General features: G+C 40.8%; 24 protein-coding genes. 15 read left to right on the top strand and 9 right to left on the bottom strand.

Features of this window, described 5'->3' with window-relative positions; translation table 11 throughout:
- Positions 1 to 7 precede the first annotated feature (7 nt).
- From ACLS0A_RS00835 to pntA, 5 genes are all read right to left on the bottom strand, one after another.
- Positions 8 to 1,126, bottom strand: coding sequence for a M20/M25/M40 family metallo-hydrolase (locus tag ACLS0A_RS00835; protein ID WP_194751243.1), 1,119 nt, complete (start codon positions 1,124 to 1,126; stop codon positions 8 to 10).
- A 9-nt stretch (positions 1,127 to 1,135) separates the two neighbouring features.
- The gene (locus ACLS0A_RS00830; protein ID WP_194751242.1) at positions 1,136 to 1,591 is read right to left on the bottom strand and encodes a YjiG family protein; all 456 of its coding nucleotides are present in this window, start codon (positions 1,589 to 1,591) and stop codon (positions 1,136 to 1,138) included.
- A complete protein-coding gene (locus ACLS0A_RS00825) occupies positions 1,588 to 2,226 on the bottom strand; it encodes a nucleoside recognition domain-containing protein (RefSeq protein ID WP_416082032.1) in 639 nt (212 codons plus the stop codon). The genes ACLS0A_RS00830 and ACLS0A_RS00825 overlap by 4 nt, the downstream gene beginning before the upstream one ends.
- A 155-nt stretch (positions 2,227 to 2,381) precedes the next feature.
- Positions 2,382 to 3,833 carry a Re/Si-specific NAD(P)(+) transhydrogenase subunit beta gene (gene pntB, locus ACLS0A_RS00820; RefSeq protein ID WP_416082031.1) on the bottom strand — a complete coding sequence of 484 codons (1,452 nt, stop codon included), beginning with the start codon at positions 3,831 to 3,833 and terminating at the stop codon, positions 2,382 to 2,384.
- Positions 3,834 to 3,845: 12 nt separating this feature from the next.
- The gene (gene pntA, locus ACLS0A_RS00815; protein WP_416082030.1) at positions 3,846 to 5,375 is read right to left on the bottom strand and encodes a Re/Si-specific NAD(P)(+) transhydrogenase subunit alpha; all 1,530 of its coding nucleotides are present in this window, start codon (positions 5,373 to 5,375) and stop codon (positions 3,846 to 3,848) included.
- 362 nt (positions 5,376 to 5,737) lie between these two features.
- Between pntA and ACLS0A_RS00810 the strand changes: the two genes are divergently transcribed.
- From ACLS0A_RS00810 to sfsA, 4 genes are all read left to right on the top strand, one after another.
- A complete protein-coding gene (locus tag ACLS0A_RS00810; RefSeq protein ID WP_416082029.1) occupies positions 5,738 to 6,838 on the top strand; it encodes a siderophore-interacting protein in 1,101 nt (366 codons plus the stop codon).
- Between the two features lie 20 nt (positions 6,839 to 6,858).
- Entirely contained in the window at positions 6,859 to 9,063 is a 2,205-nt protein-coding gene (locus ACLS0A_RS00805; protein WP_416082028.1) for a TonB-dependent receptor, read from the top strand.
- 5 nt (positions 9,064 to 9,068) lie between these two features.
- Positions 9,069 to 10,277: an MFS transporter gene (locus ACLS0A_RS00800; protein ID WP_416082027.1), complete on the top strand. Its 1,209-nt coding sequence runs from the start codon at positions 9,069 to 9,071 to the stop codon at positions 10,275 to 10,277.
- A 109-nt stretch (positions 10,278 to 10,386) separates the two neighbouring features.
- Entirely contained in the window at positions 10,387 to 11,103 is a 717-nt protein-coding gene (gene sfsA / locus ACLS0A_RS00795) for a DNA/RNA nuclease SfsA (RefSeq protein ID WP_416082026.1), read from the top strand.
- Between the two features lie 175 nt (positions 11,104 to 11,278).
- On the opposite strand, the gene ACLS0A_RS00790 is transcribed toward sfsA, so the two are convergent.
- The 4 genes from ACLS0A_RS00790 to ACLS0A_RS00775 form a co-directional block, all read right to left on the bottom strand.
- Positions 11,279 to 11,965, bottom strand: coding sequence for an alpha/beta hydrolase (locus ACLS0A_RS00790; RefSeq protein WP_416082025.1), 687 nt, complete (start codon positions 11,963 to 11,965; stop codon positions 11,279 to 11,281).
- Between the two features lie 26 nt (positions 11,966 to 11,991).
- A complete protein-coding gene (locus tag ACLS0A_RS00785; RefSeq protein WP_416082024.1) occupies positions 11,992 to 12,129 on the bottom strand; it encodes a hypothetical protein in 138 nt (45 codons plus the stop codon).
- Entirely contained in the window at positions 12,123 to 12,818 is a 696-nt protein-coding gene (locus ACLS0A_RS00780; RefSeq protein ID WP_416082023.1) for a GNAT family N-acetyltransferase, read from the bottom strand. The genes ACLS0A_RS00785 and ACLS0A_RS00780 overlap by 7 nt, the downstream gene beginning before the upstream one ends.
- Positions 12,819 to 13,102: 284 nt before the next feature.
- Positions 13,103 to 14,731 carry a sulfatase family protein gene (locus ACLS0A_RS00775; RefSeq protein ID WP_103853207.1) on the bottom strand — a complete coding sequence of 543 codons (1,629 nt, stop codon included), beginning with the start codon at positions 14,729 to 14,731 and terminating at the stop codon, positions 13,103 to 13,105.
- A 300-nt stretch (positions 14,732 to 15,031) separates the two neighbouring features.
- On the opposite strand from ACLS0A_RS00775, the gene tyrS reads away from it, so the two are divergent.
- The 11 genes from tyrS to hflX all read left to right on the top strand — a co-directional run bounded on the left by tyrS (position 15,032) and on the right by hflX (position 26,118).
- Positions 15,032 to 16,231 (top strand): tyrosine--tRNA ligase, encoded by a 1,200-nt coding sequence (tyrS, locus tag ACLS0A_RS00770; RefSeq protein ID WP_416082022.1) that lies wholly within the window; start codon positions 15,032 to 15,034, stop codon positions 16,229 to 16,231.
- Positions 16,232 to 16,407: 176 nt separating this feature from the next.
- The gene (locus ACLS0A_RS00765) at positions 16,408 to 17,337 is read left to right on the top strand and encodes an aminoimidazole riboside kinase (protein ID WP_416082021.1); all 930 of its coding nucleotides are present in this window, start codon (positions 16,408 to 16,410) and stop codon (positions 17,335 to 17,337) included.
- Between the two features lie 11 nt (positions 17,338 to 17,348).
- Positions 17,349 to 18,800, top strand: coding sequence for a glycoside hydrolase family 32 protein (locus ACLS0A_RS00760; protein ID WP_416082020.1), 1,452 nt, complete (start codon positions 17,349 to 17,351; stop codon positions 18,798 to 18,800).
- Between the two features lie 59 nt (positions 18,801 to 18,859).
- Positions 18,860 to 19,108 (top strand): type II toxin-antitoxin system HicA family toxin, encoded by a 249-nt coding sequence (locus tag ACLS0A_RS00755; RefSeq protein WP_035687070.1) that lies wholly within the window; start codon positions 18,860 to 18,862, stop codon positions 19,106 to 19,108.
- Entirely contained in the window at positions 19,105 to 19,446 is a 342-nt protein-coding gene (locus ACLS0A_RS00750; protein WP_103853212.1) for a type II toxin-antitoxin system HicB family antitoxin, read from the top strand. The genes ACLS0A_RS00755 and ACLS0A_RS00750 overlap by 4 nt, the downstream gene beginning before the upstream one ends.
- A gap of 95 nt (positions 19,447 to 19,541) precedes the next feature.
- Positions 19,542 to 20,018, top strand: a complete 477-nt coding sequence (gene tsaE / locus ACLS0A_RS00745) for a tRNA (adenosine(37)-N6)-threonylcarbamoyltransferase complex ATPase subunit type 1 TsaE (RefSeq protein ID WP_126373021.1) — start codon at positions 19,542 to 19,544, stop codon at positions 20,016 to 20,018.
- A 50-nt stretch (positions 20,019 to 20,068) separates the two neighbouring features.
- On the top strand, positions 20,069 to 21,415 hold the full coding sequence (locus tag ACLS0A_RS00740; RefSeq protein WP_416082019.1) for an N-acetylmuramoyl-L-alanine amidase: 1,347 nt from the start codon (positions 20,069 to 20,071) through the stop codon (positions 21,413 to 21,415).
- Between the two features lie 22 nt (positions 21,416 to 21,437).
- Entirely contained in the window at positions 21,438 to 23,390 is a 1,953-nt protein-coding gene (gene mutL, locus ACLS0A_RS00735) for a DNA mismatch repair endonuclease MutL (RefSeq protein WP_416082018.1), read from the top strand.
- Positions 23,390 to 24,325 carry a tRNA (adenosine(37)-N6)-dimethylallyltransferase MiaA gene (gene miaA / locus ACLS0A_RS00730; protein WP_416082017.1) on the top strand — a complete coding sequence of 312 codons (936 nt, stop codon included), beginning with the start codon at positions 23,390 to 23,392 and terminating at the stop codon, positions 24,323 to 24,325. Before mutL ends, miaA begins: the two co-directional genes overlap by 1 nt.
- Before the next feature lie 105 nt (positions 24,326 to 24,430).
- The gene (hfq, locus tag ACLS0A_RS00725) at positions 24,431 to 24,724 is read left to right on the top strand and encodes an RNA chaperone Hfq (protein ID WP_103853217.1); all 294 of its coding nucleotides are present in this window, start codon (positions 24,431 to 24,433) and stop codon (positions 24,722 to 24,724) included.
- A gap of 2 nt (positions 24,725 to 24,726) precedes the next feature.
- Positions 24,727 to 26,118: a ribosome rescue GTPase HflX gene (hflX, locus tag ACLS0A_RS00720; RefSeq protein ID WP_416082016.1), complete on the top strand. Its 1,392-nt coding sequence runs from the start codon at positions 24,727 to 24,729 to the stop codon at positions 26,116 to 26,118.
- Positions 26,119 to 26,127 lie beyond the last annotated feature (9 nt).

The raw sequence follows: 26,127 nt of genomic DNA, 5'->3' as shown, positions 1-26,127 counted from the left end.
CTTTTCTTTACAATAATTTATTGATTGCATTAATAATTAAGTGATACTTAGGAACCACAGAATCAATTAACATATATTCTGTTTTAGCATGCATATTACCGCCTGTTGGCCCTAGTCCATCAATTGTTGGACACCCCGCCGATGACGCAATATTTCCATCACTTAATCCACCCGCATCAACCCATTTTAAAGGATAATTTAACTCCTTAGCAGCTTGCGCAAAAACAGATTTGATCATTGGTAAATTGACTTCATCAATCATTGGTGCTTCACTGTTGATTAGCGTTTTTCTGTTTGTTACCCCTTCTATAAAAGGATGAGATAATAACTGCTCTAATTTTTCTTCAAAAAAAGCCACAGACTCTGGATATTTATAACGCATTTCAATCGTTAAGGACGCATAATCGGCAATAACGTTATGTGCCGTTCCACCATTATTTATTACACAATTAAAGGTATGCAAGCGTTCAAAATCGTTACATTTCGCAAACTCAACAACAAAATTTGCGGCCTCAACTAATGCCGATCGCCCTCTTTCTGGGCAATTTCCTGCGTGCGCTGCAACCCCGAAAAACTCTATATCATAGGTGATAAGACCTTTCCGTGTCGCAACCATTGAACCATCTTCTCTTGCAGGTTCCATAACAAAGCAATATTTTGATTTACGCGCATATTCTCGAATACTTTCTTTAGCATACATTGAGCCAATTTCTTCGTGAGAATTGAGATAAAGCGCCACATTATATTGACTTAAATCTAATGCCTGAATAATTGATAACGCTAATAAGCCACCAGACTTGTCATCAATCACGCCTAAGGCATTGATTTTATTTCCTTCAATTTTAAAAGGCACATCAGCACTTGTTCCCACAGGGAAAACCGTATCCATATGGGCAACAAATAAAATATCAAATTGAGAAGCATCAAGGTTATTACTAATAAGAAGACAATCAGCAACTTTGTCTGTTTCCATTGGGATAATCTTATGTTGTAATCCTTGTTGCTCAGCCTTGTTAATAAACCATTGTGCAACCTGATTGACTCCATCAATGGAAGATGTTGGACTTTCAATATCTGTTAATTCGTTTAATTCAGAAATAAATTGAGATAACGCTTGTTCATTCATATTTCCTCCTTAAACAATAAAGCTCATTACTAGCATTGCTAAATAAGCATTAACCATACAAATACCAAATAATACGAGATAATGTTTTCCTGGAACACCTAATACACCAAGTACACGCCCCATATATTGCACAGTAGAGCCCACTAATGCCATTCCCGGTAATAAGATGGCAATATCTGTCGCTGTTAACGTGCCCGCCTGAACCAGTGCAACAAGAACACCTGCAGCACCACCCCAGCTTAAAAATGCTGCAAGAAATACGGCAATAGATTCACCTGGCAATCCTAATGGTGCCATAATAAAACCAATATATTCACCTAATAATTTTAATAATCCCGAAACATTTAAAATATAAATAATCACAAATGCCATTAACACATTCGGAATTGTGCTATGAATCGCAATATTCCAGCCTTTTCTTGCACCATCAATAAAAATATCGGTAATTAATTTATTTTCGCTCATACTTCCCCCTCATTCTCTTTCACAAATTTTTTTACATATAAACGCATTAAATTTGCACCAAATAGCTTGAACAATAAAATAATACCAAGGCACATCGCAACCGAAACGGGTACTGTCATTCCATTTTTATCAGTTAAAAGAAGTAAAGGGGCAAAAGATGCAAGGAAATTTGTCAGCATTGCACCTGCACTAAATTGGAAAGCCGCAAAGATGAGTAGTTCTTTATAAGTGATTTTACCTTCATCATATAAAGATTTTGTTGTAGAACTTCCTGCGTCCGTACTTTGTGTACTTGCAATCAAAGAGATAGAGCAATTTCCAGGAATACCCATTAAAGGTTTTAAGATAGGACTTAGCCATTTAGAAGCCGCGGCTAATGCACCAAAATGTTCAAATATGGCAACAAAACCCAGCGCGAGCATTACGCTTGGAATTAACGTAAGGGCAAATAAAAATCCGCCTTTCGCACTAAGCCCACCAGATGTTTTTAACCATTCGGGAAACTGACCTGTTAATTTACCAAAATCAAAAATTCCGCCTAAAAACCCTTTGGCAAATCCGCCAAAAAAGATAATGGCACAAATCAATGATATTGTTCCAACAATCAATGATTTTAAACGAACATCTTCTTTCATATGTACTCCTTAGCTGTTAGAGAAACTAAAAAGAACATATCTCAAAGAACAAAATAAAACCGTGATAATAATCACAAACAATAAAAAATCTGCACCTAATAATTAGATGCAGATCAATGTTTTATTCAATTTTATAAAAATAAAGTAATTTTATCTTACAACGCCTTCAAAATATCATCAACGCGCTCTTTCGCATCACCAAAGAGCATTTGGGTGTTTTCTTTGAAGAATAGTGGGTTTTGTACACCGGCGTAGCCTACTGCCATTGAGCGTTTGAATACCACCACGTTAGCGGCTTTCCAAACTTCTAGCACTGGCATTCCTGCGATTGGGCTGTTTGGATCGTCCATTGCCGCTGGGTTTACGGTATCATTTGCACCGATAACCAATACCACATCAGTATCTGCGAAATCATCGTTGATTTCGTCCATTTCTAATACCACGTCATAAGGTACTTTGGCTTCAGCGAGCAACACGTTCATATGGCCCGGTAAACGCCCTGCTACTGGGTGGATACCAAAACGCACATTCACGCCACGATCACGCAATTTTTGTGTGATTTCAGCCACTGGATATTGCGCTTGCGCCACCGCCATACCATATCCCGGGGTGATGATCACTGAGCTTGCGTTTTTCAGCATTTCTGCCACTTCTTCGGCAGTCGTTTCGCGGTACTCACCTTGCTCTTCATCGCTACTTGCCACTACATCATTACCAAAGCCACCCGCGATAACGCTGATAAATGAACGGTTCATCGCTTTACACATAATGTAAGACAGGATTGCACCTGATGATCCCACCAATGCCCCTGTTACGATCAAGAGATCGTTATTCAGCATAAAGCCTGCCGCTGCCGCTGCCCAACCAGAATAAGAGTTCAGCATTGACACCACCACTGGCATATCCGCCCCGCCGATTGAGGCAACCAAGTGCCAACCGAAAGCAAGCGCGATGACCGTCATCAATAACACTGGGAAAATATTTTCTGGTGAGTTTAAAAACGCAATCATTAATAAGGCAGACACCACTAACGCTGCTAAATTTAATTTATGGCGATGCGGTAACATTAGCGCTTTAGAATTAATAATACCGCGTAATTTACCGAATGCGACCACAGATCCTGTAAAGGTTACCGCACCGATAAAGATCCCTAAGAACACTTCCACATTGTGGATTGTGGCAAGGGTTGCTTGTTCTGCATCAAAGGCGGCTTTCGCATTTTCTAATGCGGCTTCACTGATAAATGCTGTACCTTCTGGTGCAACAAATTCAGGGGTAACGTGTAAGCCAAAGCTGTTAAAGCCTACCAACACAGCAGCAAGACCAACAAAGCTATGTAGAATTGCTACAAGCTCTGGCATTTCGGTCATTTCTACTTTTAATGCACGTTGGATACCAATCACCGCGCCAATCGCCATTGCGATTAAGATCCAAATTTGCCCTGAAGTTTGTGGGCCAAAAATGGTTGCGATAAGGGCGATGGTCATACCCACAATGCCATACCAACAACCAGCTTTAGCAGTTTCGTGTTTAGAAAGCCCTGCTAAGCTCATAATGAAAAGTAATGCCGCTACAATATATGCAGCCTGTACTAAACCTTCTGACATTGCTTTTTCTCCTTAACCTTTTCTAAACATTGCAAGCATACGTTGGGTAACTTTAAAGCCACCAAAAATATTGATACTTGCTACTAAAATTGCAATAAACGCGAGTAGGCTAATAAAGAAACTGCCTTGAGCAATTTGCAATAATGCGCCCACAATGATGATACCTGAAATGGCATTGGTTACCGCCATTAATGGCGTATGTAAGGCGTGGCTCACATTCCAAACCACATAGTAACCCACCACACAAGCAAGCACGAATACGGTAAAGTGTGATAAGAATGCCGCTGGCATCACTGAACCTAACCATAGGAACAACACGCCAATTGCGCCCATAATGCCGTATTTCACGCGTGGGTCTTGCGGTTTTTCTTCTTTTTTCTCAACCACCACTTCCACTTTTTGCTGTGGCTGGGCTGAAACTTGAATTGGTGGTGCTGGCCAAGTGATTTCACCCTCACGAATCACAGTTACGCCACGCAATACTACATCATCAAAATCAATGTTGATGTTGCCATCTTTCTCTTTGCATAATAATTTGAGCAAGTTCACTAAATTTGTGCCGTAAAGTTGAGAAGATTGCGTTGGCAAGCGAGCTGGGAAATCTGTATAACCGATAATTTTCACTTGGTTAGGCGTAACGAACACTTCACCCGGTTTGGTATATTCACAGTTACCGCCTGTTAATGCGGCTAAATCTACAATCACCGAACCCGGTTTCATTGAATCCACCATTTCTTTGGTAATCAAACGCGGAGCTGGTTTACCCGGGATCGCAGCGGTGGTGATGATAATATCCACTTCTTTAGCTTGTGCAGCGTAAAGTTCCATTGCTCGGCGGTTAAATTCTTCCGACATCACTTTCGCATAGCCATCACCTGAGCCACCTTCTTCTTCAAAATCAATTTCTAAGAAGTCTGCACCCATTGATTTCACTTGCTCTTTCACTTCAGGACGAGAGTCAAAGGCACGCACAATCGCACCAAGGCTATTTGCGGTACCAATCGCAGCCAAACCTGCCACACCCGCACCAATCACCAACACTTTCGCAGGTGGCACCTTACCCGCTGCGGTAATTTGCCCCGTGAAGAAGCTACCAAAGGCATTCGCCGCTTCCACCACCGCACGATAGCCTGAAATATTCGCCATTGACGAAAGGGCATCTAAGGATTGCGCACGAGAAATACGCGGCACCGCGTCCATTGCTAAGACATTGATTTTCTTCGCCGATAATTTTTTCATCAGGGCTTCATTTTGGGCTGGCCAAATAAAGCTAATTAAAGTTGCCCCCTCTTTAATTAAGGCAATTTCCTCATCAGTCGGAGGATTAACTTTCATAATCACATCGGCATTCCAAACTTCTTGCTCAGTGCCAACTTTCGCACCCGCTTCAATGAATGCCTGATCTTCAAAACTTGCTTTAAAACCCGCATCGTGTTCAACAATAATTTCAAAGCCAAGCTTCAAAATTTGCTGCACCGTTTTTGGCGTTGCCGCCACGCGAGTTTCATTATCAAGCCGTTCTCTAGGTACACCAATTAACATAATGTTTCCTTCAAATTGGTTGATGATACAATCTGGAAAACCACGCTTTCCAGCCCATAAATGACAATAGTCAAAACCGCCCTAACTGTACCACTTATTCTAGATAACATACAAAAAGATTTTACATATTGCATCGAAAAAATTTACCGATAAATCACGCCACTATTTAGATTCATCGTGTTACTTAAGGGTAACGATGGATAATGTTTTGATGCAATTTTTACCGAAGTTCTATTTTCAAGTAGGAATCCACAAGCCAAGTTCAGCCCTTTATCGATCTTATGCTTGATAAGTAGTCTCATTTGTTGACATTAAAAATAATAATAATTATCATTAATAAAAAATATTGTATGGAATATCAAATGACAAGAACGCAGATTGTCAATATCGATGAAAAATTAGACATAATAGACCATTTAAATCAGGATCATTCTGATGAGTTACTCGTTGTTGCAAATTACTATGGTCAGGATTCAAATTATACAAAAGCTCGTATTGCTGATATTTTTGAAGAAGGGGTGATTATTGATCTTTTTCATATTGATCAGGGGCAATCGCAGCTTTATATACCATTCAAAATTAAAGGCTCTCTTGAAGAAAAAATTCTCTATCTTGCGTATTACGCTCTAACCAAGCGGGGAGAAAATCTCAAAGGTAACAAACGGCAATTCTTTACCGTAAAAGGAAAATCAAGACCTTCCCAAAATATTATGCGAATTATTATCAATGGAGCAACCCCCTGCCCAGAGTATTATGCCGCCTATACCTATGGTTTTGTATTAAAACAAATCAATCGTCCTAAAGAAATTCATTCCGATAAGAAGAAAAAAGGATTTTTTATGCGAGGAATGGATCATTTGTTTATCTGGCTATTACGTATCTTAAATTCTAAAAACAGAATGAAGCTCATCAAGCACATAAATAGAGATATACGTTTATATACCTTACGCTCATCTGCCAAAAATGATGAGGGTCAATATACCCAGGGAGCTATCGATATTTATTTACATGGCGATACGCCAGGTAGACGCTGGGTTGAACAGCTTAAAGAGGGAGATATCATTTTTAGTCGCTCAAAACTACCAGATAAACACCCGCATTTACGTTCTGGAAAAAACGTGTTGATCGGTGATGAAACTGCCTATCCAGCATTAGCAGGTATTCTAGAGTTATGGAACAATCCAACTCCACCTGTTGTGTTAATCTTAATGAATCATCCTGAAGAAAAGACTTATTTTAAAGATGTACCAATGCCTGAAGGAACAGAGTTGCACTATTTAATTTATGCAGAGAAAAAACAATCTGAATTAGTCATTGAAGAGCTAAAAAACTTGAGCGATCTCACAGGGGCTTGGGGAGGATTAGAACGGCGTGAAGCACAAAAAGTGCGGCATTATATTCGCCATATTTTTTCTATTGATGGAACGAAGAATCACATTAAAGGGTATTGGGAAATAAAATAGTATCAGTGAAGGAGAAAAACGTGAAAATTAATACCGCACTTTTATTATCGTTAGCAACATCTCTCACATCAGGCACAGTGTTCGCTGAGACAAAATTAGAAAAGCATAGTTCTACCACTGAAGGCGAAGAGTTAGAACCTATTTTCGTATATTCAAGAGGCGTAAGAGAATCTAGATTAGATACGCCATTTGCAGTTGATGTGATAGACAAACAAGATATCAAAGTTAAAGATACCCAAAATGTATTAGAGGCACTATCCTCCTTACCGAGCCTTAATATCCATAACGGTAATAATGCTGCAACAACCTCCGTTTGGATCCGTGGCGTGGGATCTCTCACTAACACCAGTATGGACGATAATTCTGTAGATATTGTGGTTGATGGCATAAGCAATGGCAAATCTGGGCTAGCTCGCCCTTTACTTGATGTCGAGCGGATTGAAGTGGCTAAAGGCCCTCAAGGAACGTTATTTGGCACTAAAGCCGAAGCTGGTAGTATTATGATAAAAACAACGGATCCTAAGCAAGAATTTGAAGCCTACATTGGTGTTAATGCAGGTAATCTGAACTTACGAGGAATCAATGGTTTACTTAATGTACCGCTCTCTGAACAATTTTCATTCCGATTAGCTACTCAACTTGAGCGTTTTGATGACTATATAAAAGATGCCGATACAGGAAAACCACTAAATAGAAAAACGAATGAGGCGATACAAGCCAAACTGCGTTGGAACGATGGAGAATACAATGATGCAATTTTAAGTGTTTATCACGATCAACGTAAAAACTTTTTACCGATCATTCTTTCTGCCCCCTTTTCTTTTAGCACACAAACAAACGGATTACCGCATAGTGCGTACCGAAAAAATTCGGGCATTTCATTGAAATATATGCACGGCTTTGATTTTGCTGTTTTAGAATCCACCACTGCATATCATTATCACCGTGCTAATGTTAATCGACCATTAAGACCGCTTGATATGTTAGGGGTTTTCTATAATGCAGCAAAGATTCCACAATCGCTACACCCAATATTAGATCAATATTATTACCAAAATAAAAATAATCGCCAAAACGTTAATGAACGGGTAAAACAATTCTCGCAGGAATTAAAATTCACCTCAGAAACTAATTCGGGATTAATTTGGGTAGCTGGGGCATATTTTGAAAAAAGAAAACGCAATTTTACTTATGATGCCATTCGCAGTACCCAACAATTATCACCTGCTGTCTTACTTGGTAATGATCCATTTAATGCCATTATTGATCGTGATTTTGACTATGAAACCAAAGCACTTTTTGGCGAGTTAACTTTCCCACTAACCGAAAGCTTAAAAGCCGTTGCCGGGGCTCGATATAGCCATGAACAACTAAATTATCGTGCAATTTATATGCCAAATGCTGATTTGGCGAAACCGTCTTATACGGAAAAACATAAAATCAGTGATAACTTCTTGAGTGGTCGTCTAGGAGTTAACTATGCTCTAACCTCAGAATGGCGACTGTATGCGATACAAAGTCTAGGAAATAAATTTGGTGGATTTGCTGATTATGGTACGAATATTGCATACGGTAAAGATAACCAGCCTTATAAATCGGCTAAAGTGATTAGCTCTGAAATCGGCAGTAAATTTTTGACAAATAATGGTAAATTTGGATTTGATGTCTCCTTATTTAACACCAAAGTTAAAAATGACCATATTACCATCACTCTATATCCCTCCTATTTAACTGGTACTGCAAATGCAGATACTCGTTCTAGAGGCGCTGAACTGGGAATATATTGGCAACTCGCGGAGCAGTTAAAACTAAAACAAGAAATCACTTATTTAGATACCAAAGTTACAAAAGTACCTGCAACAGCACATCATATTACCTCAAAGGGAAACCGTTTACCGCAAGCTGCTAAGTGGAGCGGAGCATTATCCATTGCATATGAATCTAAACCGTTCAACTTCGGATTTATGGGGGAATCACAACTCCTAAGCGATCTATCCATACGCTATGTCGGTAGCCGTTATGCACAGCCTGACAATGTACAGAAATTAGGTCATTATATGTTGCTGAATCTTTCTATAGGGTTACAAAATAAACATCATAATATTTTATTTTGGAGTAAAAACTTAACAAACCGCAAATATCACGCATTTGGTATTATGCCAGGTTATGCTGGGCTACCCTCTAGTGGTCGCACATTTGGTGTAAATTATAGCTATACATTCTAAGGAAAATGATGACAAATAAGCACAATACGTTGACTTGGTCAATGCTGATTTCCTTGTATATGACCCAATACATTGGCATTTCCTTTGCATTAACTGCCTCGGTTGTTGTTCTCCGAGTTTCAGGATTCTCGTTGGATAAACTCGCGCTGCTTAACTTGATAGCACTTCCGATTGCAGGAAAATTATTTTTTGCCTTAGTGGTTGATCATATACGCACGTTCTTCCAAGGAATGTACCGTGGCTGGCTAATCATCGCACAAAGTTGTATGACAATTTTATTAGCCATTTCTAGTTTTTTTGAGATTACTCAGCATTTTTCTATCGTATTAGTGCTATTTCTTTTGTACAGTGTGATGACCTGTATCCAAGATGTTGCCATTGATGGGTTAGCCTGTAAAATTTTTATAGAATCCGATCGCCAAAAAGCAAATGCACTACAATACGCCAGTAATTTATTTGGAAATATTATTGGCGGAGGCATAATATTAATATTCTACAATACGCTCCAATGGCAAGGTTCGCTATTCGTATTATCCGCACTGACTGCAATCTCAGTCGTTCAACTTATTTTTTATTACGAACCCGAAGCAGAAAAAGTGGCGTACAAAGAAAGTCGCAAAAAATACCCTCTGATTGCACAAATGACTGTTTTTATGAAGGCTAATAAAATGTGGTTTTTCCTTCTGCTTATCTTACCAAGCGGATTCAGCTCAGCATATACGCTCATTAACCCAATGTTAGTTGATGCCGGGTGGTCTATCGCGAATATAAGTATAGCTACAAAAATTTATGGCTCAATCATAGGCGTATTTTCAGCCTTACTAATCATTCCTTTAATCAAACGTTTTGGGCGGATTAAAACACTACAATATTTGTTAATATTACAAACGTTGCCATTACTCTGCTTACTGATGCTTACGCAACAAAAAATAGAAATATTAACAGCTTATGGCGTGATCGGCTTATATTCTCTTATCCAGCCTGCCTTATTAGCTTCAATAAGTACGGTTATTATGGATAAAGCCGCCCCAATGCAAGCTAAAGCCACGTTCTTTTCATTACAACTCAGTATTATCGTCATTATGGGATTTATTTATGCAACGATGGCGATGTCTTTTGCCGGTCAATACGGTTATTTCCCTGTATTACTTTCATCTATTGCACTCAATCTGATTGCTGCGATATTTACCTTTAATTTTAGTTATGGCAAATAAAGCATACATAATAGATATAAAATTTACGCCTCAAAAGCACCGCACTTTTTCTTTTTCCCCCAACTGCAAAATGATACACTTCAGGCTTTTAAATCAATTAGGAACAAAAATGCAATTACCTTCATTACAATCCGCGACACTCATTCGCCGTTATAAACGCTTTTTGGCTGATGTGGAACTGGCAAATAGCGAGGTGCTGACGATTCACTGTGCCAACACAGGGGCGATGACAAGCTGTGGCGAGAAAGGCGATACCATTTGGTATTCCACCTCCGATAGCAAAACCCGCAAATACCCCCATTCGTGGGAACTCACCCAGCTCAAAAATGGGCAAATGGTGTGCATTAACACCCACCGTTCCAATCAGCTTACCTTTGAAGCCTTACAAAATAAGCAAATTAAGGAATTGGCGGAGTACAGCGAAATCCTGCCTGAAATGAAATATGGTGAGGAAAACAGTCGCATTGATTTTCTGCTCAAGGGCGAAGGGTTACCCGATTGTTATGTGGAAGTGAAATCCGTAACGCTGGTAAAAGGCAATCTTGGAATGTTCCCCGATGCCGTAACCACACGAGGGCAAAAACATTTGCGTGAATTAATGGCGATGAAAAAGCTCGGGCATCGTGCAGTGATTTTTTTCGCGGGCTTGCACAACGGTTTTGATCATTTCAAAGTGGCAGAATACATCGATCCTGAGTACGCCAAATTGCTCAGCCAAGCGATAAAAGAAGGGGTTGAGGTGTATGCCTATGCAGGCGAATTTGAATTTTCGGGTCAAATTCCTACCGCACTTTCTTTGACCCATTGCGTGCCTTACATCGAATAAAAAATATTGAGAATTATTTTCATTTATCTATTGACTTTGTATTTGAGAACTATTATCATCTAACCATTCAAACAATAATAGATAATCACTCCAACACTTTAGTGCCTCTCCCCCCACAGAAAGAGGCACTTTTTTTGTGTGTGAAATTGAGAAGTGCGGGGATTTTTCCTTGATTTTATGCCATTGTCGCGGCATCTAAAATCAGTTGCGTTACCGCTTCGGCTTGCGACATTAGCGAAGCGTGGCTTGCATCAAGGCTGATGATTTTACGTGGAGAAATGCGTTCCGCCATCATTTTTTGGTTAGCAGGAGAGATCATTCTATCTTGAGTAGAAATTTGATAAAAACTTGGTTTCACCTTCCAAGCGGCTTGGCTGACGGTATCCGCAAAAGTGGAAGCTAATGGGGCTTTTTGTGTAATCGCCATTGGGTACGCTTCGTCCTCGCTCACATCTTGACAAAAACTTTGCTGATAACGACTGCGGTCAATCCATAAATAACCATCACTATCGCCAATAATGGCAGAAAATGCTTCAGGTGGATTTTGTTGACTAATTCCGCCCGCACTTTCACCCACTTCAGGGGCAAAGGCGGCGATATAAACTAAAGCTTTCACATTGGGTAAATCGCCCATTTCTGTAATCACTTTACCCCCATAAGAATGCCCTACCAGCACCACAGGCTTCTGAATTTGCGCCACCATTTTGCGTGTACGCGCTGCATCATCAGCTAATGAAGTGAGCGGATTTTCTACCGCATACACATCAAAATACCCCTGTGCTTTCAATGCGTTAATCACGTTATTCCAATGGCTTGCACCGCCCCAAAAACCGTGTACTAAAACAATTGCAGGTTTTTCCATTTTTTACTCCTAAGTTTACATAAAGTTTATGATAAATTTTGTGTAATCAAACGCTCATCATAAGCAAAAACAATAGGTAAAAATAGGGTCATCTCTCTAAATTCAATAGGCTTTACCAATAAGAAATAACAAAGTGCGGTCAAAATTTGGCAAATTTTTAGCATTCATTTAATGCGCGTAATTGCTTGCCCTCAGCATCAAAATTATCAGCTGAAAGCCAGCGTTGGAATTTGGGTTTCATTGCCTGCCATTCTTCTTGCAACATTGAAAACCACGCCGTATCACGGTTACGCCCTTTATACACCAGCGCACGCCTAAAAATCCCCTCAAATTGAAAGCCAAGGCGCTTCGCCGCATTGAAAGATGGCTGATTTAGACTATCGCATTTCCATTCATAACGGCGGTAATACAAGGTTTCAAACACATATTGCATTGCTAAAAATTGGGCTTCGGTTGCAACACGGGAATGTTTAAGGCTTTCTGAATAAATCACCCAGCCCATTTCGATAGTACGATTTTTCGGCTCTATTCGCATTAAAGAAAATAGTCCAACGGCTTTTTGTGTAGCTTTATCAATAATCGCCAAATAATAGGGATCTGAAATGCTTGCCCATTGTTGCAAAAGTTGCCGTGCGGCTTGTTCGTTAGGTTGCGCATCAATAGACAAATAAGTCCATTGGCTTTCAGGGCTATTTGGCCCAAAAAAATCATAAATATCGCTAAAATGACGAGATACACAAAGCCGTTCCAAACGGCAATATTGCCCTTCTAACGTTTGAATATTCGGCAACTCTCCCACTGTAAAATCTGCAATAAGTTCACCGATAGGCTGACCGAGATGGTTAATTGGCATTGTACTCCCTCATAAAAATAGGCGTAACACCTGTAATAATTGATATACTTGATGTTAAAGCTTTAAATGCTAATTTCAATACGCCTGTCGTACTGCATAATGACTTGTTTTATTGCACAACCTCTGGTTGTGATAATACTGTCGATAGCCTGAAAACTTTCAATTAAGCCAGTTAAAAAATCTTTCAATTAATACCGCACTTTTAAAAAGTGCGGTGTTTTTTTAGCCTTTTTTGTATAACTGTGGAATGTCAAAATAACACTTAGCTATACAGCATTGTGATATTACTTATCCACCACAAGTACACTTTTACTCAAACGTAATTGTTTCTGTAATTCAAGCGTTACCTTATGTGCTTTCTCCCAATCTTTCTTCGTTAGTAATGGGCGAATTTCCCGTAAATAAATTTCGGTACTTGTTTCCCCTGTATGATGTTCGTACCCCAATGGATGGCTACGCCAACGTTGAGGATCAATTAACACATCTTGAGAATAAAAAGGATCAGAATTATTTTGGATATGTTTGTCTAATTTCGCACGTAATTCCCGCTTAATCTCTCGATAATTTGGATCATTTGCTAAATTACGTGTTTCACCACGATCATTGACCATATCATAGAGTTCTTCTTCCTCGTCCTCTTTATAAAGCACATATTTAAACTCATTTGTTCTTAACATTCGTGCTGGTTGAAGATCAAGATTTCGATCCGTATTCCAATGGGCAACAACATATTCTCGCCACTCTTCGGTCGGTTTATTTTGTAGTAACGGCAACAAGGAACGCCCATAAATCGGATTAGGAACAGTTAACCCTACATAATCACAAAGTGTTGGCAATAAATCACATAAGGATACCAGCTCTTTTTTATGCTGATTTTTTTGAATATCTGGCCCGAGGAAGGTAAAAGGTACATTCATCGCTTCTTCATAAAACCAATTCATTTTTGTAACAAGCCGATGCGCCCCCATTGCGTCGCCGTGATCAGAGAAAAAGACAATGAGCGTATCATCATAAAGCCCGTTTTCTTTCAATGCATTAATGACTTGCCCAATATAATTATCCGCAAGTTCTGTATAGTAATAATAAGCTTTAAGATATTGTTGAAAATTCTTTTCATTCCATTTGCCTGCCTGTTTTACTCTTGTATGAGTACAGCAAGCATATTGAACAGCTTTTGGTCGATTAATTAAATCTGATTTTGTATCAAAATTATCTAAAAGCTCAGGCAATTCGCCGATCCCTTCAATATCGCCGTGTTCTCCTGCAAATTTGCCTACCCAGCCGTTAATATTATGCGGATTATTGAATTCAACCGCTAATAAAAATGGTTTTTTCTCTTTTCGTTGATTCAATCGATTAATAAATTTTAAGCTTTCCTCTAAGCAATATACATCTTCTTTAGTGTCATAATTCACAGGAAAAGCGGGTTCAGCGGGAAAATCTTTTTCAATTTGTTCCGCACTAATAAAACCTCTCAACGCACCGTGATCATGGCGTTTTCCAAAATGGTAGCATTCATAGCCCGCCTCACTAAAAATGGATCCCACGGTTGCCAATGTTTCAGGAATATCCGCATTATCATTGGCAACAACTCCCGTATGATGAGGTAAACATCCTGTCCAAAAGCTCGAGCGCGAAGGCGCACATAGCGGATAACTACAATAAGCATTCTCAAAGCTGACACCTTGAGCCATTAACGCATCAATATTCGGCGTTTTTACGACCTTATTTCCATATCCCCCAACCGCACGTTTAGCTAGCTGATCAGCGGTAATAATGACAATATTTTTAGCATTTAATAATTTTTCGCCTTCATTACTACAGGTATCCTTAGCCATAGTTTCTGGCATTACCACCATACCAGCAGAACCTAATGCGACATTACGAATAAATTTTCTACGTGTAATACTCATCGTTCCTCCAAGATATTTAAGTGAAACCCTGTAGAGAATGATATGACACTTTTCATTTTAAAACTGTGAAATAGCTCACACAAAATAAAACATAAAATTATTTTTTTTGAAAAAATGATTCAAAAAAATACTTTAATACGATACAGTAACATCATCTTCTTTTAATAACACTATGGTTATACTTTTGCTACAAAGATTTCAACGACACGTCTTTATTTCATAGATTTCATTTGAATATTGTTTTTTCCTATCTATAATAGTGAAATTCAAGAAAATAATTTACACATATAGGATACCTCAATGACTGATCTTTCACCTTTGCTTGCCGAGCAGCTTGCTGAGCTTAAACGCGGCACAGATCAACTTTTTTCAGAACAAGATTTAATCGAAAAACTCAAAGAAAACCGTCCGTTACGCATTAAATTAGGGGCTGATCCAACTGCACCCGACATTCATTTAGGACATACGGTGGTGTTAAATAAATTGCGTCAATTCCAAAATTTTGGGCATCACGTTATGTTTTTGATTGGGGATTTCACCGCCACCGTGGGCGATCCATCGGGGAAAAATGCGACACGTCCACCGCTTTCTCGTGAAGATGTGTTACGCAATGCGGAAACCTATAAAGAGCAAATTTATAAAATTTTAGATCCTGAGAAAACGGAAATCGTGTTTAACTCCGATTGGCTTGGGGAATTAGGCACGGTGGGTATGATCCGCTTGGCATCAAATTATACTGTCGCACGAATGTTAGAACGTGATGATTTCAAAAAACGTTTCACCAATAATCAGCCGATTGCCATTCACGAATTTATTTATCCGTTGCTGCAAGGCTACGATTCTGTGCATTTGAAAGCGGACGTGGAATTAGGCGGCACAGACCAAACCTTCAATTTGCTGATCGGGCGTGAACTGCAAAAATCTGACGGTCAAAAACCGCAAGTGGCAATCACGCTTCCGTTGCTCGTGGGCTTAGACGGCGAGAAAAAAATGTCGAAATCTCTCGGCAACTACATTGGGGTGAACGAAGCACCAAATGAAATGTTCGGTAAAGTGATGTCAATTTCCGATGATTTAATGTGGGATTGGTATGATTTGCTTTCTTTCCGTCCATTAAGCGAAATTGCACAATTTAAGCAAGACGTAGCTGAAGGTCGCAATCCGCGTGATGTGAAAGTGTTATTGGCAAAAGAAATTACCGCGCGTTTCCATTCTGAAGCCGATGCTGACGCTGCAGAACAGGCGTTCATTAACCGTTTCCAAAAAGGGGCGATCCCTGATGAAATGCCAGAATTTACCTTTGAGGGCGAAATTGGTCTAGCCAACTTGTTAAAAGAAGCGGGGCTTGTTAGCTCGACTTCTGAAGCCATTCGTATGGTAAATCAAGGCGGGGTAAAAATTGACGGCGAAAAAGTGGAAAATGCCAAAGCTATCATTTACGCCTCCACCGCCGTTTATCAGGTAGGCAAACGCAAATTCGCTCGCGTAACGGTGAAATAATCCTTTTAAAGATAGGCGTATGAGAATACGCCTTCTTTTTACCCGCAAGCTAAATGGATTTTGCAAATCCTTGAAAGATCAGCAACATTTCCATATAAAAACGCAACGTAATAAAACGTAAAATAAAAGTGCGGTAAAAAAATTAGCCATTTTTAACATTATCAATAGGTGGAATTATGTCAGAAAAAATTTGGGTATTAGGCGATGCCGTGGTGGATTTAATCCCTGACGGCGAACAACATTATTTACGCTGTGCCGGTGGTGCACCTGCCAATGTGGCAGTGGGCGTGGCTCGATTAGGCGGTGAAAGCGGTTTTATCGGCAAAGTGGGCAAAGATCCTTTAGGCGAATTTATGCAACAAACCTTACAACAAGAAAAAGTAGATACTGCCTTTATGACCTTAGATCCTGCACAACGCACCTCCACCGTAGTGGTAGGTTTAGATCAAGGAGAACGCAGCTTTACCTTTATGGTTAATCCAAGTGCGGATCAATTTTTGCAAATTTCTGAATTACCAACCTTTTTGCAAGGGCAATGGTTGCACTGCTGTTCCATTGCATTAATCAACGATCCTTCCCGCACGGCAACCTTCACCGCGATGAAAAATATTCGTCAGGCGAAAGGTTATGTGTCTTTCGATCCCAATTTGCGTGAAACCCTATGGCAAAGCCTTGATGAAATGCGTGAAGTGGTGATGCAAGCGGTTGCTTTAGCTGATGTGCTGAAATTTTCGGAAGAAGAACTCACTTTCCTAACCCAAACCGACAGCCTTGAAAAAGCCTTTGAAAAAATCACCGCACTTTATCCGCAAAAGCTGATTATCGTGACCCTAGGCAAAGAAGGGGCGCTTTACCATTTCAACGGCACAAAAGAAATTGTGGCAGGCAAAGCGTTGCAGCCTGTGGACACTACGGGGGCGGGTGATGCCTTTGTTGGGGGCTTGCTCGCGGGGCTTTCGCAAAATCCTGATTGGCACAGCAATCACGAAACACTCGTGAAAATCTTACGCCAAGCCAATGCCTGCGGTGCATTAGCCACCACGGCAAAAGGCGCGATGTCTGCCCTACCGAACCACGAACAATTACAAGCGTTTTTAAGCGAATAAGGAGAACGCCAATGATCATTTTCAATGAAGGGAAATACAAAAGCCTTTACGCTGCAGAGCAAGGGGAGCTAGAAAAAATCGCTCAAACCGTGGCGCAAGATCGGGATTTTCGCCCTGTTTATCATCTTGCACCGCCAACGGGCTTGCTCAACGATCCGAACGGGTTGATTTTTGACGGCGAAAACTATCATCTGTTCTATCAATGGTATCCTTTTGATGCCCTACACGGAATGAAACATTGGGCACATTTTATCACGCAAGATTTCCAGCAATTTAGCCAAGCAGATTTGCTTGTGCCTTGTGAATTATATGAAAGCCACGGCTGCTATTCAGGCGGTGCGGTGTTAATTGATGACAACATCGCAGTGTTCTACACAGGCAATACCAGACGTCCAAGCGATAATCAGCGCGTGCCTTATCAAAATCTGGCAATTTTCAGCAAAGACGGAAAATTGTTAAGCAAGCGTCCGCTAATCGAACAAGCGCCCCAAGGCTACACCGAACACGTTCGCGATCCCAAACCGTTTCTCACCAAAGACGGTAAAATCCGCTTTATCTGCGGTGCACAACGGGAAGATCTCAGAGGCACGGCGTTAATTTTTGAAATGGACGATTTGGCAGACACGCCTCGTTTATTAAGCGAACTTGCCTTACCAGCCTTTGATAATCAAGGCGTGTTTATGTGGGAATGCCCTGATTTATCACAAATGGGCGATAAATCGCTCTTTATTTGGTCGCCACAGGGCAAAGCGCGTGAGCGCGAGCAATATCAAAATAATTATCACGCTGTTTATGCACTGGGTAATCTTACCGATCGCCAATTCCACGCAGAACAGATTGCAGAACTGGATCAAGGCTTTGATTTCTACGCCCCACAAACCTTTTCAGGCACGCAAACAATGCTGTTAGGCTGGGTGGGGTTGCCGGATTTAAGCTACCCTACGGATCTCTACAAATGGCACTCAATGCTTTCAATGCCACGTCAATTACGCTTACAAAACGGCAAAATCTATCAGCAACCAATTGAAAATATTTATAAAAATCTCACCGCACTTCAATCTATTACGGTTGGAAAAGAGGCGGTGATTGCTGATTTAGATCGCGCTTATCTTAAATTTGATGCAAACGCCGAACCGTTCAGCCTGAAACTCTTTAATAATGCACAAAATCAGCATTTAACCCTAAGTTATGACGGCGAGTTGCTCTGCCTAGATCGCAGCCAAACAGAACAAACGGATTCAATGGAATCCTTTGGCGACAAGCGTTATTGCCGCATTGAAAATTTACGCCAAGTAGAAATTTTCTTCGATCGTTCGGTGGCTGAAATTTTTCTCAATAACGGCGAAAAAGCAATGACTTCACGTTTTTTCATCTGTGCAAGAGAAAATCAACTTTGTACAGATAAACCTCTTACATTGCAGGTCGGGTATCCAAAGAAAATTGAGGTTGATTATACAAAATAGCAAATAGATCTGTTTTTTTAAATTTATGTAACTATAATTAGTATCAAAAGGGTGGATAAATGGGAAAATCTGAAAAATTATTAGAAAAATTAGCTAACGCTAAAAACACCTTTATTTGGACAGATTTACTCACCTTATTAGCTCGGTTAGGCTATGAAAAACGTGAAATGGCTGGCTCTCGCGTTAGATTTTACAACGCAGAGCTTGATCACTTAATCTTGTTACATAAACCGCACCCTGAAAATTACATTAAAGGTGGTGCGTTAAAATCGGTTAAAGAGGGATTAAAAGGAGCGGGATTATTATGACCTTACTCAAATACAAAGGTTATGTCGGCACTATAGAAGCAGATTTAGAAAATAATGTGCTATTTGGCAAATTAGCATATATCCGAGATGTGGTTACCTACGAAGCGGAAACTTTGCCACAATTAGAGAAAGAATTTCAAACTTCTGTGGATCTGTATTTGCAAGATTGCCAAGAACTTGGGCGAACGCCTGACAAACCTTTCAAAGGCGTATTTAATGTGAGAATTAGCGAAGAACTTCACCGTAATGCCGTGTTAGCGGCGGGTGATCTTAGCTTGAATGCCTTTGTTGCCGAAGCAATTAAAGAAAAAGTGGAGCGTGCTGGCATTACAAATTAATACAATCTCGCATCATTCCCCCTACAAAATACAATAAAAGTGCGGTACAATTCCGCACTTATTTTTATCTGAAATTAGCCAATCGCCGAGAAAATATGGAACAGTTTAATCAATATATTCCTGATGAAATCACAATGTGTCGCTTTGGAGCGAAATTAATGCAAATTGTTAGCCAAATGGCGACAGAAAAAGGCATTGTGATTTATTTAAACGGTGATCTTGGCGCAGGGAAAACCACCCTAAGCCGTGGAATGATCCAAGGGTTAGGCTATGAAGGCAAGGTGAAAAGCCCAACTTACACCTTGGTGGAAGAATATCATTTAGCGGGAAAATCCATTTATCATTTTGATTTATATCGTTTAAGTGATCCCGAAGAATTAGAATTTATGGGCATTCGTGATTATTTTAATGCACAAAGTATTTGCCTGATTGAATGGTCTGAAAAAGGGCGTGGTTTACTTGCTGATCCTGATTTGATCATTCAAATTGATTATGTTGATGATGCACGCAATCTCACTTTGCACGCCAAAAGCAAGCAAGGCGAGCAGATTATTCAACAGCTCATCGCATAACTAATTAATAACGCCATTTAACCTAAGCTATTTTTTTGTGAAGTTTTAGAATGAGAAACCCTTACCGATTTATTTACCTTTTTTTCTTATACGGATTTTTCGCCGTTTCAAGTGCTTTCGCCAATGTTTGGACAATCGCCATTGACCCAGGCCACGGCGGAAAAGATCCCGGTGCGATCAGCCGTACACAAAAAATTTATGAAAAAAACGTTACTCTTTCCATTGCCAAAGAGCTGAAAGCCTTATTGGATAAAGATCCCAACTTCCGTGCCGTGCTGACTCGCAAAGGCGATTATTATATTTCCGTGCCTGAACGCTCAGAGATTGCACGCAAATATAAGGCGAATTATTTGGTTTCCATTCACGCCGATTCTTCCGTTTCCCCTGATTTACGCGGTGCGTCCGTGTGGGTGTTATCCAATCGCCGTGCCAACAGCGAAATGGGGCAATGGTTGGAAGATCACGAAAAACGCTCGGAATTATTAGGCGGTGCAGGATCGGTATTAGCCTCACACAGAGAAAAATATTTGGATCAAACGGTGTTGGATTTGCAATTTGGGCACAGCCAGCGAGTGGGCTATGAATTAGGCTCGATTGTGTTACGCCGTTTTGCCAAAATCACCACCTTAAGCCGCAGCACACCACAACACGCCAGCCTTGGGGTGCTACGTTCTCCTGATATTCCCTCTATTTTGGTGGAAACGGGCTTTTTATCCAATCCTGATGAAGAGAAAAAACTCAACTCGCAGGCTTATCGTAAAAAATTGGCGATGGTGATTTATGAAAGTTTGGTGGATTTCCGCCGCCGTAATGTGAAAAGTGAAATCAATGTTGCTAAAACGCCAGCGGTAAATAGTAAAAATGAAAGTGCGGGGCAAAATTCGCAAGAAAAATCCAATTCAAACAAAGATCTACCAAAAGACAGCGGTATTCGCCATAAAGTAAAAAATGGTGAAAGCCTTGGTGGATTAGCGGCTAAATATGATGTCAAAATGAGCGATATTATCGCCTTAAACAAACTCAAACGCCGTGAATTATGGATTGGTGAAACCATCAAAATTCCTGACAACGGCAAAAATAGCAAAGCTGCAACAAGTAAAGCTGAGCCGAAAAATAGTAAAGCAACAAGCAAAACAGAAAACAAAAAAGCAGGTAATAAAAAGACAGATAAGTTAAAAACCGACAACAAAAAAGCGGATAAAACTGCAAACAAAAATACCAAAACCGAAAATAACGGAAAAGACAAAACAACGCCGAAATACCATACAGTGAAAAAAGATCAAACCCTGTATGCGATTTCGCGTGAATATAACATTCCTGTGCCAACGCTGTTAAAACTCAATCCAAAATTGAAAAACGGCAAAGTACAAACAGGACAAAAAATTCAGCTACGTTAGGGCTGTTGATATAGGAACGCCAATGCCAATTCAAATTCTGCCACCGCAACTTGCTAACCAAATCGCTGCCGGCGAGGTGGTGGAACGTCCTGCGTCTGTGGTGAAAGAATTAGTGGAAAACAGCCTTGATGCAGGCGCGAATAAAATCCAAGTGGATATTGAAAACGGCGGTGCAAGCCTTATCCGTATTCGCGACAACGGCACAGGTATTCCAAAAGATGAACTTTCCCTCGCTCTTGCACGCCACGCCACCAGCAAAATTTCTAGCCTTGAAGATTTGGAGGCTATTTTAAGTTTAGGCTTTCGTGGCGAGGCGCTAGCAAGTATTAGCTCGGTTTCTCGCCTTACGCTCACTTCGCGTACAGAAAATCAAACCGAAGCGTGGCAAGTGTATGCACAAGGGCGAGATATGGAAACCACCATTACCCCTGCCTCACACCCTGTTGGCACGACTGTTGAAGTGGCGAATTTATTTTTTAACACTCCAGCCAGACGCAAATTTTTACGCACGGAGAAAACGGAATTTTCCCATATTGATGAAGTGATCCGCCGCATCGCGCTTGCAAAACCGCATATTGCTTTCACGCTTACGCATAATGGCAAAATCGTGCGCCAATACAAAAGTGCGGTGGATTTTTCGCAAAAATTAAAGCGCATTGCTGCCATTTGTGGCGATGAGTTTATTTCTCACGCCCTGCATATTGATTGGAAGCACGATGATTTACATCTTTCTGGTTGGGTGGCTGAACCGCATTTTAAGCGTTCGCAAAACGATCTCACTTATTGCTATGTGAATGGGCGAATGGTGCGCGATAAAGTGATCACCCACGCCATTCGTCAGGCCTATGCCGATTATTTAGGCGCGGAAGAATACCCAGCTTATATTCTTTTTATTGATCTCAATCCTAACGAAGTGGACGTGAACGTTCACCCCACCAAGCACGAAGTGCGTTTTCAGCAAGCCCGTTTAGTACACGATTTTATTTATCAGGGTGTACAAAATGCCTTACAAACGAGCTTTGAATTAGGGCGTAATGAGATTGCTATGCAGCAAATGTCGTCCTCAGAAACCGCTACACAACGAGAAGAAAATACTTTCCAAGTGCAAGAACCACAAGGCTTATGGCAGCCTAATCAGGGTTCGGTAAACCGTGCAGCAGCAGGACGCAATATTTTTCAGCCAATGCCTGATTATTCAGAACGGAATGAGCAAAACACGGTGGGAAAAAGCGGCGCTGAAAAAAATACGCCAAAAGAAAGTGCGGTAGAAAAATCAGCAAAATTTACACCGCACTTTGAGCATTACAGCAAAACACCTGCGGTATCCCAAAAGGAACGCCAAGCCTATGGTGAATTGCTACAAACAGGCGAATTACTGCAAACCACGCAAACGGCTGCACCGAATAAAATTCAATCTGCGCCTGAAATGCCCCTTGCGCAATCTAACCATATGCTACGCACCTTAGCCTTAGTGGAAAATAAGGCCTTGTTATTACAACAAAATCAGCAATTTTATCTGTTGCCAATTAAAAAATTACAACAAACGCATATTCAATTAAGTCTGCAACAAAATAATGTGCCACAGCAAGCGTTGCTGATCCCCATAATGTTTCGCTTAGACACGGAACAACAAGCCCATTGGCAGCAACAAAAAGCGTTCTTTGTGCAAGCAGGTTTTGATTTTAATGAAAATCTTGCCCAGCATCGCATCAGTTTAACCAAAGTGCCGAGCTGTTTGCGTCAGCAAAATTTACAGCAATGTGTGGGCAATCTGCTCAATCAAAACGTGGATAATTTCACCCAATTTTTAACCGCACTTTGTCAGCAACTGGATTATGCGGAAATTGAGATTTTCAGCGATGCGGTGAATTTGCTCAGTGAAACGGAACAACTGGCTCAGCAACAGGCAGAATTTCATTTATCCCAGTTATTTATCACCATTAATTGGCAAATCTATTTAGAGCAGGAACAATAATGTCAGCCAAACCTCGCGCGATTTTCTTAATGGGGCCAACAGCCTCGGGCAAAACAGACTTAGCAATCAAATTACGCCAACATTTCCCTGTGGAAGTGATCAGCGTGGATTCAGCCTTAATTTATCGTGGAATGGATATTGGCACGGCAAAACCTAACGCTGAGGAATTGGCACTTGCCCCACACCGTTTGATTAATATTAAAGATCCCAGTGAAAGCTATTCTGCAGCCAATTTTCGTCAAGATGCACTGCGTGAAATGGAAGAGATTAGCGCACAAGGCAAAATTCCGCTGTTGGTCGGTGGCACAATGCTTTATTACAAAGCTTTGCTTGAAGGGCTTTCACCGCTGCCATCGGCAGATGAAAATTTACGTCAAGAAATTGAGCAAAAAGCCGCACAAATCGGTTGGAATGGCTTGCATCAAGAGCTGGCAAAAATTGACCCCGTTTCTGCACAACGCATTAATCCGAACGATAGCCAAAGGATTAACCGTGCCTTAGAAGTGTTTTACCTCACAGGAAAATCACTCACTGAACTCACTGAACTCACCGAGCAAAAAGGCGAAGCACTGCCTTATGAGATCACACAATTTGCCATTGCCCCGCAGGATCGTCAAATTTTGCACCAACGCATTGAACAGCGTTTTCATAAAATGATTGCGCAAGGCTTTCAGCAAGAAGTGGAAAAACTCTATCAGCGTGGCGATTTGCACGCGGACTTGCCGTCCATTCGCTGTGTGGGCTATCGTCAAATGTGGGAATATTTGCAAGGCAATTACGATCACGATGAAATGGTTTTTCGTGGCATTTGTGCGACACGGCAGTTGGCGAAACGGCAAATTACTTGGCTACGCGGTTGGAAATCGCCCATCACTTGGCTTAATAGTTTAGCGCCAGAAAAATCCTTCCAGCAAATGACGCAAACGTTAAAATAATTAAATCTCAGTGATGACAACAGGCGTGATTATTGCTATATTGAGCCACGGAGACGATTTTTGTTCCCATAAAACCCTATAACTAATATAAGAAGGAAAATAACAATGGCAAAAGGACAATCATTACAAGATCCTTATTTAAACGCATTACGCCGCGAGCGTATTCCTGTATCCATTTATTTAGTCAACGGCATTAAATTACAAGGACAAATTGAATCCTTCGATCAATTTGTGATCTTATTGAAAAACACCGTAAACCAAATGGTTTACAAACACGCAATTTCTACGGTTGTGCCTGCGCGTGCGGTTTCTCATCACAATAACCAAGCTCACCAACAACAGCACAATGCAAACCAAGAAGTTGTTGCAGAAGCAGCCGCAGACGCACAAGCTGAATAATTTTGGATAATCCAACCTTTTCAAGCTTATTAGAACAAAGCACAATAGAAAAAAGTGCGGTAGAAAATTTAGACGAAATTTCCACCGCACTTTCGCCTTTTTCTCAATCTCTCTCATCACCAAATACACCTCAAGATCGCGGCATTATTGTGCAAGCGTTTTTTTCTGCGGATAAAAATCTGGACGATTTGGCTGAATTTCAACTTTTAGCAGAATCCGCTCAGGTGGAGATTGCCACCATTATCACCACCAGCCGTGCCACACCGCAAGCGAAGTATTTTATCGGTCAGGGCAAAGCGGAAGAAATTGCCCAAGCGGTAAAAGATCACAACGCCAATGTGATTTTGGTGAATCATTGCCTTACACCTGCACAAACGCGAAATTTAGAAAGCCTTTGTGAATGTCGCGTGGTGGATCGTACTGGGCTGATTTTGGATATTTTCGCCCAACGTGCACGATCTCACGAAGGGAAATTACAAGTAGAACTGGCACAATTAAAACACGTTGCCACCCGTTTAGTACGGCGTAAAACAGGCTTAGATCAGCAAAAAGGTGCAGTAGGCTTGCGTGGCCCAGGGGAAACACAACTAGAAAGCGATCGCCGTTTGATCAAAGTTCGCCTTGCTCAGTTGCAAAATCGCTTGAATAAAGTGGAAAAACAGCGCAATCAAAATCGTCAAACCAGAAAGAAAGCGGATATTCCAACCATTTCCTTGGTGGGCTATACCAATGCGGGCAAATCTACGCTGTTTAATTTGCTTACCAATGCAGAGGTTTATGCGGCGGATCAGCTTTTCGCCACCCTTGATCCCACCCTACGCCGCTTAAGCATTCCCGATATTGGCACAACAATTTTGGCAGACACTGTAGGCTTTATCCGAGATCTGCCGCACGATTTGGTTTCTGCTTTTAAATCAACCTTGCAAGAAACCACCGAAGCCAGTTTGTTATTGCACGTTGTGGATTGTGCCGATGCACGAAAAGAAGAAAATATCCACGCAGTGAACGAAGTTTTGCAAGAAATCAATGCGGATCAAGTGCCAACCTTGCTGGTTTATAACAAAATTGATCAAGTGGAAAACCTTGCTCCGCATATTGAATATGATGAACAAAATCGCCCTGTTGCGGTGTATATTTCCGCCCATTTGCAACAAGGCATTGCCCTATTATTCGATGCCATTCGACAAAAATTAAGCAAAAGCATTGTACAACTACAGCTTTGCTTGCCGCCACAAGCTGGAAAAATTCGCCATTGGCTGTATGAAATAGATTGTATCCGTGAAGAAAAAATCAGTGAGCAAGGGGAATTTTTGCTGAAGGTGAATATTGAACAAAGCGAATGGCAAAAATTATTGAAAAAACAACCGCACTTATCGGACTATGCACGCAAATAAACAAAGCCT

This window comes from Avibacterium volantium (genome assembly GCF_049366555.1).
GTDB classification, from domain to species: Bacteria; Pseudomonadota; Gammaproteobacteria; order Enterobacterales; family Pasteurellaceae; genus Avibacterium; species Avibacterium volantium_A.
The sequence above is the reverse complement of the archived record's forward strand: the minus strand, read 5'-3'. Positions and strand labels throughout refer to the sequence as shown.